Below are 10,914 nucleotides of genomic sequence, written 5' to 3' on the forward strand. Positions count from 1 at the left end.
CATCTTGATTCGGGAGCTAGTGGCGCAATGAGAGACCTATCCGGCGGTCCACGCGTTCTGCTCAAGCGGCTACGCGAATTGATGGCGGAGCCGCTGGAGCCGCAGGAGCGCCTTGACCGGATCGTCCGCCAGATTGCCAGCAACATGGTCGCCGAGGTGTGCTCGGTGTACGTGCTGCGTGCCGACGGAGTCCTTGAGCTTTATGCCACCGAGGGTCTGAATAAAGAGGCCGTACACCTTTCGCAATTGAAGATGGGGCAGGGCCTCGTCGGCACGATTGCGGCTTCCGCCCAGCCGCTCAATCTTTCGGACGCGCAATCGCATCCGGCTTACCGCTACCTGCCGGAAACCGGCGAAGAGATTTATCACTCCTTCCTCGGCGTGCCGATCCTGCGCACCGGCCGGTCGCTCGGCGTTCTCGTCGTCCAGAACAAGGCGAGCCGCACCTACCGCGAGGAAGAGCTGGAGGCGCTCGAAACGACGGCCATGGTGCTGGCCGAGATGATCGCCACCGGAGAGCTGAAGAAGATCACCAAGCCGGGTCTGGAGCTTGACCTCACACGCTCCGTCACGATTGATGGCGACAGCTACAATGAAGGGATCGGCCTCGGCTATGTCGTGCTGCACGAGCCGCGTATCGTCGTCACCAACCTGCTGAACGAGGATACCGACAAGGAAATCGGCCGTCTCGCCGAAGCGCTGGGATCGCTGCGCATTTCGATCGACGACATGCTCTCGCGCCGCGACGTTTCCATGGAAGGCGAACATCGCGAGGTTCTTGAAACCTACCGCATGTTCGCGCACGACCAGGGCTGGGTGCGCAAGCTCGAGGAAGCGGTCCGCAATGGCTTGACCGCTGAAGCCGCCGTCGAAAAGGTGCAGAGCGACACCAAAGCGCGCATGATGCGCCTGACCGATCCCTATCTGCGCGAACGCATGCATGATTTCGAGGATCTGGCAAACCGGCTTTTGCGGCAGCTCATCGGACATTCCGGGCGTACCAGCGCTGAAGGCTTTCCGAACGACGCGGTCATCTTTGCGCGTGCGATGGGTGCGGCGGAACTGCTCGATTATCCGCGCGCCAATATTCGCGGCCTGGTGCTGGAAGAGGGCGCGGTCACGAGCCATGTCGTCATCGTGGCGCGCGCCATGGGCATTCCGGTCGTCGGACAGGCGGTAGGCATCGTCGCGCTGGCGGAAAATGGCGATTCGGTCATCATCGATGGCGATGGCGGCCACGTTCACCTTCGGCCTATGGCCGATCATCAGCGTTCCTATGAGGAGAAGGTCCGGTTTCGTGCCCGCAGGCAGGAGCAGTTCCGGGCTCTGCGCTCCGTCGAGCCGGTCACCAAGGACGGACAACGCATTTCGCTGCTGATGAATGCCGGCCTGCTGGTGGACCTGCCGCAGCTTGCGGAATCAGGGGCCGAGGGTATCGGCCTGTTCCGCACCGAGCTGCAGTTCATGATCGCCTCGACCATGCCGAAGGCGGATGAGCAGGAAGCCTTCTATCGCAATGTCCTGAAGCAGGCGGGCGGCCGTGTCGTCACCTTCCGCACGCTCGACATCGGCGGCGACAAGGTGGTTCCTTATTTCCGCGCGCATGAGGAAGAGAACCCGGCGCTCGGCTGGCGTGCCATCCGCCTCTCGCTCGATCGTCCCGGCCTATTGCGCACGCAGCTCAGGGCCATGCTCAAGGCGGCGGCCGACAACGAATTGAAGATGATGGTACCGATGGTCACGGAAGTCTCCGAGATCAGGGCCGTGCGCGAACTTCTGCAGAAGGAAGTGCAGCACCTCTCGCGCTTCGGGCACAGCCTGCCGCGCAAGCTGCAGTTCGGCGCAATGCTCGAGGTGCCCGCGCTCCTGTGGCAGCTGGACGAGCTGATGGCGGAGGTCGATTTCGTCTCGGTCGGCTCCAACGACCTGTTCCAGTTCTCGATGGCGGTCGATCGCGGCAATGCCCGCGTTTCGGATCGCTTCGATCCGCTCGAGCGGCCGTTCCTGCGTATCCTGCGCGATATTGTGCGCGCTGGCGAACGCAACAAGACGCCGGTGACGCTTTGCGGCGAACTGGCGGGGAAGACGATTTCCGCTATGGCCCTGCTCGGAATCGGTTTCCGCTCGGTTTCGATGTCGCCGGCCTCGATCGGTCCGGTCAAGGCAATGCTGCTCGGGCTCGACCTCAAGGCCTTGTCCGAGGTCATGGAGGCCGCACTCGATGACAGGCAGCCGACGAGTTCCATGCGGGATATCCTTGTGCGCTTTGCCGAGAGCCACAATATTCCGCTTTAGCGTCCGATCCTGAAAAGCACGAAGCGGTTTGCAGGCAGGATCATGCGCATCACAACATCAAAGCAGAGATAATAAGAAGAATTGGAGTAGAGGGTGGCGAAGCTCCCCGTTGAAAAAATGCGCGAGTTGGAACGTCGTTTCGGCGAAATCGAGGCGCGCATGTCCGCCGGTCCGGCCGCGGATGTCTATGTGAAGCTTGCTTCTGAATATTCCGAATTGCAGCCGGTCGTGACCAAGATCCGCGATTATGAGCGCGCTCTAGCCGAGGCTGCTGATCTTGAGGCCATGCTCTCCGACAAATCGGTCGATCGCGAGATGCGCGATCTTGCCGAGATGGAGCTGCCCGAGGTCAAGGAGCGAATCGAGGCGCTGGAAAGGGATATCCAGGTCGAGCTTCTGCCGAAGGACGCGGCCGACGAGAAAAGCGCGATCCTGGAAATCCGCGCTGGCACCGGCGGCTCTGAGGCGGCGCTTTTTGCCGGCGATCTTTTCCGGATGTATGAGCGTTTCGCCGCCAGCAACGGCTGGAAGGTGGAGGTGCTTTCGGCGAGTGACGGCGAAGCCGGTGGTTTCAAGGAAATCATCGCCACCATCAGCGGCAAGGGTGTGTTTTCCCGGCTGAAGTTCGAATCCGGCGTCCATCGCGTGCAGCGCGTGCCGGAGACTGAGGCGGGCGGGCGCATCCACACCTCGGCGGCGACCGTTGCCGTTCTGCCGGAGGCCGAGGAGATCGATATCGAAATCCGGCCCGAGGATATCCGCATCGACACCATGCGCTCATCCGGCGCCGGCGGCCAGCACGTCAACACGACGGACTCGGCCGTGCGCATCACGCATCTTCCCTCCGGCATCGTCGTCACGAGCTCGGAAAAGTCGCAGCACCAGAACCGCGCCAAGGCCATGCAGGTCCTGCGGTCGCGCCTCTTTGATATGGAGCGCCAGCGCGCCGACAGCGAGCGTTCGGCCGACCGCAAGAGCCAGGTCGGCTCCGGCGATCGCTCCGAGCGCATCCGCACCTATAATTTCCCGCAGGGGCGCGTCACCGATCACCGCATCAACCTCACGCTCTACAAGCTCGACCGGATGATGGAAGGCGAGATCGACGAGGTGGTCGATGCGCTTTTGGCGGATTATCAGGCGAGCCAGCTCGCCCAGCTCGGCGAACAGGCATGAGCGGCGGGCAGGGGCCAACCATATCCGGGCTCCTGCAGGAGGTGCGCTCGCGTTTTGCCGAGGCCGATCTCGACGATCCCGCCACGGAAGCCCGTATTCTTGTCGGCGGCCTTCTTCGCCTTTCCGCGACCGGGCTGGTGACGCGTGGTTCCGAGCGTGTGTCCGAGGATGATGCCGCGACGGTACGGGCGGCGATTGCCCGGCGGCTCAATCATGAGCCGGTCCATCGCATTCTCGGCGAACGCGAGTTTTATGGTCTCTCCCTGCGGCTGTCGCCAGCGACGCTCGAGCCGCGGCCTGATACGGAAATTCTCGTCGATACGATGCTGCCGCATATCAGGCGTCTTGAATCCAAGATCGGCAATATCCATATGCTGGACATTGGAACGGGTACCGGGGCCATCTGTTTGGCTCTGCTCCATGAAAGCCCGCAAGCGACGGGTGTCGGTTCCGATATTTCCAGCGAAGCGCTGGAAACGGCTCGCGGGAACGCTGAGCGAAATGGCCTGGCAGAGCGGTTCATGACCGCGCATGGAAGCTGGTTTGACGCCATCCACGAATGTTTTCATGTGATTGTCTCAAATCCGCCCTATATTGCGTCCAATGTCATTTCCACTCTCGCTCCAGAAGTAAAGGATTTCGATCCTCCCGCGGCCCTTGACGGGGGCCTTGATGGGCTGGATGCTTACAGGGCGATCGCGAAGGACGCGGCTCGGTTCCTGCATCCGGACGGTATGATAGGTGTGGAGATCGGCTACGATCAGCGTGAAACGGTGACTTCAATTTTTGAAGGAGCAGGATTTTCCCTCGTCGAGGCGGTCCGTGACTACGGGCAGAATGACCGGGTTCTTGTGTTTGAATTTCAACATTAATGCGACGTTTTCAGCGGATTTGTGAGACCCGTTGCTATCGCAAAGAAAAAGCTTGGATTTCCTGAGGAAGCAATATAGGTTGCGCTCACGCGTTGGGCGGCTGGGAATGAGCGAGACGATTCGCTTATCTTGGACAGCCTCGGGGAACCGCTCTCTGGTAAGAGTGTCAAAGGTTGAAGATAACCCAATGCGTGATCAGTTTAATCTGACGTAGTCGAGCGGCAGACCGGCGCTAAAGCGCAGTTTGCTTGCGGCACGAAAGCCCTGGTTTGGCAGTGTCCGAACCGCGGCGGCAGGTGTCGTGTATAATTTTATCCCAACGAAGAGAATTCAGGTGAAGGATCTATGAGGCCAGGACAGCAGAACAAGCGCGGTCGGGGGCGTGGTAACAACAACAACGGCGGCGGAAATAACAACAACAATTTCAACCGCAAGGGCTCGAACCCGCTGACCAGGACTTACGACAGCTCTGGTCCCGATGTGAAAATCCGCGGAACCGCACAGCATATCGCCGAGAAGTACGCGGCCTTGGCTCGCGATGCTCAAAGCTCCGGCGACCGCGTCATGGCGGAAAATTACCTGCAGCATGCCGAACATTACAATCGGATCATTGCCAGCGCGCAGGCGCAGATGCAGGAGCGCTACCAGCGCGACGATCATCACAACTACAATGACCGCGATAATGCCGAGCGTGACATCGATGATATGGATGCGCAGGAAATGGACGATCAGCCGCAGATGGCTCAACCTCACGTTCGCCAGCAGCAGGCTGCTCCAGCCGTTGCTGCTGCTCCGGCCAGTGAGCCCGAAGCCATCAACGGTACCGGCCCGCAGCCGGTGATCGAAGGCATTCCGGCCGAAGTGGCGATCGAAGAGGAAACTCCGGCGGTCGCTGCCACCGAGCGCCAGCCGCGCCGTCGCAGTGCAGGCGGCAATCGTCCGCGCCGCCAGCCGCGCCGCAGTGCTGCAGCCGAGGGCGATGAACAGGGTGAAGCCGGGTCGAGCGAAGCTCCGGCTTTGGCGGACGCTACCTCGGAATAAGTCGCTCCGCTGGAGTGAACGAGTTAATAAAGCGAGAATGCAGGAATGGCGGCGAAAGCCGCCATTCCTTTTTATATGGCGGGTAGTCCCTTTCTGGACCAACCGGCGCTTCTTCGATTGCCGCAGCAAATGGAGCCACTCCGTCCGGTTTTTCCATTCCGCGACCCTTTAAACTCTTCGAATATCCTCCCATATTCCCCTCAGTTGTCTTGTCGCAAATCTCAATGGCGGAAAGGCGGGGCCTGCCTCTAGAGGGGGCTCAATCTCAATCATCGGTCTGTGCCGGTCCGGGCAGAGCGATTCATGGAGGTCTCATATGAATATCGAAAAATACTCCGAACGGGTTCGCGGTTTCCTGCAATCCGCTCAAACCAATGCGCTTGCGCAGGGAAATCAGCAGTTCACCCCCGAGCATGTTCTCAAGGTGCTTCTGGACGACGACCAGGGCATGGCCGCCTCGTTGATCGAACGCGCCGGCGGTGACGCCAAGGCTGCGCGTCTTGCCAATGATGCCGCACTTGCCAAGCTGCCGAAGGTTTCGGGCGGCGACGGCCAGGTCTATCTCTCGCAGCCGCTCGCCAAGGTTTTCACCACTGCGGAAGATGCCGCGAAGAAGGCTGGCGACAGTTTCGTCACTGTCGAGCGTCTCTTGCAGGCTTTGGCGATCGAACCCTCGGCTTCCACTTCGGCGAGCCTGAAGAAGGCCGGCGTTACACCTGTCGCCCTCAATCAGGTCATCAACGATATCCGCAAGGGCCGCACGGCCGACTCGGCCAATGCGGAGCAGGGCTTCGATTCCTTGAAGAAATATGCCCGCGACCTCACCGCCGAAGCCCGCGAAGGCAAGCTCGACCCTGTGATCGGCCGTGACGACGAAATCCGTCGCACGATCCAGGTCCTGTCGCGCCGCACGAAGAACAATCCTGTGCTGATCGGCGAGCCCGGTGTCGGCAAAACGGCGATCGTCGAAGGTCTGGCGCTGCGCATCGTCAATGGCGACGTGCCGGAATCGCTGAAGGACAAGAAGCTGATGGCGCTCGACATGGGTGCCTTGATTGCCGGCGCGAAATTCCGCGGCGAATTCGAAGAGCGGCTGAAGGCCGTGCTCAACGAGGTGCAGTCCGAAAACGGCGAGATCATCCTGTTCATCGACGAGATGCATACGTTGGTCGGTGCCGGCAAGGCTGATGGCGCGATGGATGCCTCGAACCTCTTGAAGCCTGCGCTTGCACGCGGCGAGCTGCATTGCGTCGGCGCGACCACGCTCGACGAGTACCGCAAGCATGTCGAGAAGGATCCGGCGCTCGCCCGCCGTTTCCAGCCCGTCATGGTCGAAGAGCCGACGGTCGAGGACACGATCTCGATCCTGCGCGGCTTGAAGGAAAAATACGAACAGCATCACAAAGTGCGCATCGCCGATGCCGCGCTGGTGGCTGCCGCAACTCTGTCGAACCGCTACATCACCGACCGCTTCCTGCCGGATAAGGCCATCGACCTGATGGACGAAGCCGCAGCGCGTCTGCGCATGCAGGTGGATTCCAAGCCGGAAGAGCTCGACGAACTCGATCGCCGCATCATTCAGCTGAAGATCGAGCGCGAGGCGTTGAAGAAGGAAACAGACCAGGCCTCGGCTGACCGGCTGAAGCGGCTGGAAACGGATCTTACGTCTCTGGAAGAGGAAGCCGATGCGCTGACTGCGCGCTGGCAGGCCGAAAAGCAGAAGCTTGGTCTTGCCGCCGACCTGAAGAAGCAGCTCGACGATGCCCGCAACGAACTTGCCATAGCCCAGCGCAAGGGTGAGTTCCAGCGTGCAGGCGAGCTTGCCTATGGCGTGATCCCCAATCTTGAGAAGGAACTCCACGCTGCGGAAGAGCAGGATAGTGCCCGTGATTCCATGGTGCAGGAGGTCGTCACCGCCGACAACATCGCTCAGGTGGTTTCCCGCTGGACCGGGATCCCCGTGGACAAGATGCTGGAAGGCGAGCGCGACAAGCTGCTCAGGATGGAAGACGAGCTGGCAAAATGGGTCGTCGGCCAGGGCGATGCTGTTCAGGCCGTCTCTCGCGCCGTTCGCCGCTCTCGCGCCGGCCTGCAGGATCCGAACCGGCCGATCGGCTCGTTCATCTTCCTTGGCCCGACCGGTGTCGGCAAGACGGAGCTGACCAAGGCGCTTGCCCGCTTCCTCTTCGACGACGACACCGCGATGGTGCGCATCGACATGTCCGAGTACATGGAGAAGCACTCCGTGGCCCGGCTGATCGGTGCTCCTCCCGGCTATGTCGGCTATGAGGAAGGCGGCGCGCTGACCGAAGCCGTCCGCCGTCGGCCCTATCAGGTCGTGCTGTTCGACGAGATCGAAAAGGCGCATCCCGATGTCTTCAACATCCTGCTCCAGGTTCTGGATGACGGACGGTTGACGGACGGACAGGGCCGCACGGTCGATTTCCGTAACACGATGATCATCATGACTTCCAATCTGGGCGCCGAATATCTGACCCAGCTGAAAGATGGCGATGACAGCGATCTGGTGCGCGAGCAGGTGATGGAAGTCGTCCGGTCGCATTTCCGGCCGGAATTCCTGAACCGTATCGACGAAATCATCCTGTTCCATCGCCTGAAGCGCGATGAGATGGGCGCGATCGTCGACATTCAGCTCGAGCGGCTGCTGAAGCTGCTGTCGGAACGCAAGATCACGCTCGAACTCGATGATGATGCCCGCAACTGGCTCGCCAACAAGGGTTACGATCCGGTCTATGGTGCAAGGCCGCTGAAGCGGGTGATCCAGAAATACGTGCAGGATCCGCTCGCCGAACAGATCCTTTCGGGTCAAATTCCGGATGGTTCGCTCGTCAAGGTCACCAGCGGTTCTGACCGGCTGTTGTTTCGTCCGCGCCAGGCGGTAAACGAAGCGGCCTAAGCTATAGCATGTGAATAAATGCGGATGGCGGTCTTCGGGCCGCCATTTTGCCATCGGCCGCAGCCGCAGCCCCAATTTAAAATGGCTGAGCGGCTGGGGCTATTTGCTGGCGATCTGCTTCGTCTTCTCGTCGGTTAGCAGTGTATCGATGCGCTTGCGTTCTTCCTGGAATTTGGCGAGCGCATCGCCTTCAAGCGATTTGCCGCCGGGAAGGCGGATGCGCAACGGATCGACCTTCGTACCGTTGACGATCAGCTCATAGTGCAGGTGAGGACCGGTCGCGAGACCTGTCGAGCCGATGAAGCCGATCACCTGTCCCTGCACGACCTTCGCGCCGGGGACGACGCCCTTGGCGATGGCGCTCTGGTGATTGTAGGAGGAGACGTAGCCGTTCGCATGCCGGATCAAGGTCTGATTGCCGAAACCGCCGGAATCCCAGCTGGCCTTTTCGACGATGCCGTTGCCGGCAGCGATGATTGGCGTGCCCCGCGGCGCTGACCAGTCGACGCCGGTATGCATGCGGGCAAAGCCTAGGATCGGGTGGCGGCGCATGCCGAAGCCGGATTTGAAGACGCCGGTGGGAACAGGGTTGCGCAGCAGGAATTGCCGGATGCTCTTGCCGGCCTCGTCGAAGTAGTCGATCGAGTGATCGGTCAGGTCCTCGAAGCGGTAGAAACGGGTGACGTTATCGCCGAAACGGGCGTTGACGTAAAGCAGCTCGGAATCGGCCGTCGCCTGCCCCTTGTCGTCAGTGACGGAGAAGAATGCTTCGAGCGAATCCGTCGGCTTTAGCTGTGCCTGAAAGTCGACATTGCTCGCGAGCAGCTTGACGATCTGCGCCACCATCTCCTTGGTCATGCCGTAGGAAAGGGCGGCGCGATAGATGCCGTCATAGACGCTCGGCAGGTCACGGCCGGCCGCCAGAGCGGGTGCGTCATTGTCGAAAGCCGTCGAGATGGCATCGAGCATTGGCGGGGCACTGCCGGCAACGAAGTCGCCATGATCGTTCTGCGCGACGGTCAGCAGATGTTTCGTGCCGCGATAGATGCTGGCGCGGATGATTTTTGCCTGCTCGCCTTTCTGCAGGATGCCGATGCGCAGCACGTCGCCGGCGGAGACATCGGACGAACCGAAGAGCGGCTGGATCTTGGTTGCGACATCATTCGCGTCGGCTTTGAGGTAGCCGGCGCCTATTAGTGCCGCGGCAATCGGCATGTTCTCGCGGACGGGAATAATATCGTCGGCAAATTCTTCCGTCTGCGCAGTCACCGCTTCCGGAGCTGAGACGGACATGTTCTCTTCGACGATGCGAGCTGCAAGGCCCGCTGTCAGGTCTACGTCGGAATCGTCATTGGCGAAACGGCGCGGGTCGACATAGTAGAGCGCCGAAAGCTGGGCATTGCCGTCGGCCAGCACCGAGCCATTGGAACGAACATTCTCCTCGACCTCATCAAGCGACATGGAGCCGGCAAGCTGGAATGGAATGTCCTTGGCAGGAAAGGCGATCGTCTTCAGGCTGACTTCGGATTCGACGTCTGATCCATAAATGGCACCGGTCTTGTTGGCCGGCTGCGGTATGTTGTCGTCCGTTGAAAAGATCGCCAAAGGATCGAAGGCCGGGTAGCTCTCGCTGGCGATCCGGTTGGTGGCGAGGGCGATCTTCACATGGGCGAAGGGTTGGCGGCGCACCACTTCCTTGTCGCCATCGCGTACAACGGTCGACACTTCAAGAACATTGCGGTCGGAAGGCTTCGAGGCGATCGCCGTGGAAATCAGTCGGCCGCCGCGCGTGACCTGATCATCGGCAGCATTATGATTATCGACCGTCGCATAGGCTTCCGCAGGGATTGCGAGCTGCTGCCGGCCGTCGAGTGCGGCAAACAATGCTACGCCCATAAGGATGCTTGACGTGACACCGGTCAGAAAGGTGCCGGAAAGCCAACGGAGAGAGACCTCGCGCCGATCCGGTGCCCGTCGGCCATCCGCCAGGATTGGCGGCTCGTTGCCGAGGGATCGGAGCATCATCTTGTCCGTCATCATGCCGATCGTGATCCGCTTCCTTCATGCGAGCCCGCAGGCTGGGGGCGAAGATGTGCATATTTATGACAGAAGTGTCAAATCAACCAGCCGCTTTTTGAGCCATTCCGTGCCCTGTTTCTGATAAATGCCAAGAACGGTGGCACTGGGTTCTAGTGCCGAGGTGCAAGCTTTTGAGCCGGTTCCACCGTTTTGCGGCCATGTCGGATGCTCTCTGGTGGATATCTAAAGGTGTTCTGGGGGGATTTTTGGGACGTCCATCGGGACGTTCATAAAAATTACATAGGAATCAAACAGTTATGTGTTTTTTGATTTTTTTCAAAATAGGCCTGTTGACTACTTCGATGGGTAGGGTCTATAAGCCCGATCACTGACGAGGGCGGCGGCGCTGCTGGCGACGAAGTCCTTCGCTCTAGTGTTTCCTGGATTGGCTGCGATGCTGATTGGTGGTTCTGGGCTAGGCCTGGGATTGATGGAAATTCTATTTTTGACTGGTTTGACTGGTCTGTTATTTGACAATTGAAGATGAGAAGAAAGAGAAACGTGGGCGGCGGAGCTTGCGGGACCGGAAGAGATTTC

6 protein-coding genes are annotated in these 10,914 nt (G+C 60.1%); 5 read left to right on the forward strand and 1 reads right to left on the reverse strand.

From position 1 onward, the window contains the following. Positions 1-27 precede the first annotated feature (27 nt). From ptsP to clpB, 5 genes are all read left to right on the forward strand, one after another. Positions 28-2,295 (forward strand): phosphoenolpyruvate--protein phosphotransferase, encoded by a 2,268-nt coding sequence (gene ptsP / locus FHT85_RS19850; RefSeq protein ID WP_112336477.1) that lies wholly within the window; start codon positions 28-30, stop codon positions 2,293-2,295. 93 nt (positions 2,296-2,388) lie between these two features. Then, a complete protein-coding gene (gene prfA, locus FHT85_RS19855) occupies positions 2,389-3,468 on the forward strand; it encodes a peptide chain release factor 1 (RefSeq protein WP_112412697.1) in 1,080 nt (359 codons plus the stop codon). Further along, positions 3,465-4,340 (forward strand): peptide chain release factor N(5)-glutamine methyltransferase, encoded by an 876-nt coding sequence (gene prmC, locus FHT85_RS19860; RefSeq protein WP_112412698.1) that lies wholly within the window; start codon positions 3,465-3,467, stop codon positions 4,338-4,340. The genes prfA and prmC overlap by 4 nt, the downstream gene beginning before the upstream one ends. 345 nt (positions 4,341-4,685) lie before the next feature. Continuing rightward, entirely contained in the window at positions 4,686-5,381 is a 696-nt protein-coding gene (locus tag FHT85_RS19865; RefSeq protein ID WP_112412699.1) for a DUF4167 domain-containing protein, read from the forward strand. A gap of 316 nt (positions 5,382-5,697) precedes the next feature. Further along, positions 5,698-8,298, forward strand: coding sequence for an ATP-dependent chaperone ClpB (gene clpB, locus FHT85_RS19870; RefSeq protein WP_112336481.1), 2,601 nt, complete (start codon positions 5,698-5,700; stop codon positions 8,296-8,298). Between the two features lie 99 nt (positions 8,299-8,397). Here the strand turns inward: clpB and FHT85_RS19875 are convergent, their stop codons facing one another. Beyond that, complete coding sequence (locus tag FHT85_RS19875; protein WP_112412700.1) at positions 8,398-10,338, reverse strand: M23 family metallopeptidase; 1,941 nt, start codon at positions 10,336-10,338, stop codon at positions 8,398-8,400. Positions 10,339-10,914: the final 576 nt, after the last annotated feature.

Origin of the sequence: Rhizobium sp. BK312, assembly GCF_014193605.1 — a bacterium.
Classification (GTDB): Bacteria; Pseudomonadota; Alphaproteobacteria; order Rhizobiales; family Rhizobiaceae; genus Rhizobium.

Excerpts from the sequence above, each read along its gene's own strand:
- FHT85_RS19865 (WP_112412699.1), top strand. The coding sequence starts at position 4,686 with ATGAGGCCAGGACAGCAGAACAAGCGCGGTCGGGGGCGTGGTAACAAC.
- clpB (WP_112336481.1), top strand. The coding sequence starts at position 5,698 with ATGAATATCGAAAAATACTCCGAACGGGTTCGCGGTTTCCTGCAATCC.
- prmC (WP_112412698.1), top strand. The coding sequence starts at position 3,465 with ATGAGCGGCGGGCAGGGGCCAACCATATCCGGGCTCCTGCAGGAGGTG.
- FHT85_RS19875 (WP_112412700.1), bottom strand. The coding sequence starts at position 10,338 with ATGATGACGGACAAGATGATGCTCCGATCCCTCGGCAACGAGCCGCCA.
- ptsP (WP_112336477.1), top strand. The coding sequence starts at position 28 with ATGAGAGACCTATCCGGCGGTCCACGCGTTCTGCTCAAGCGGCTACGC.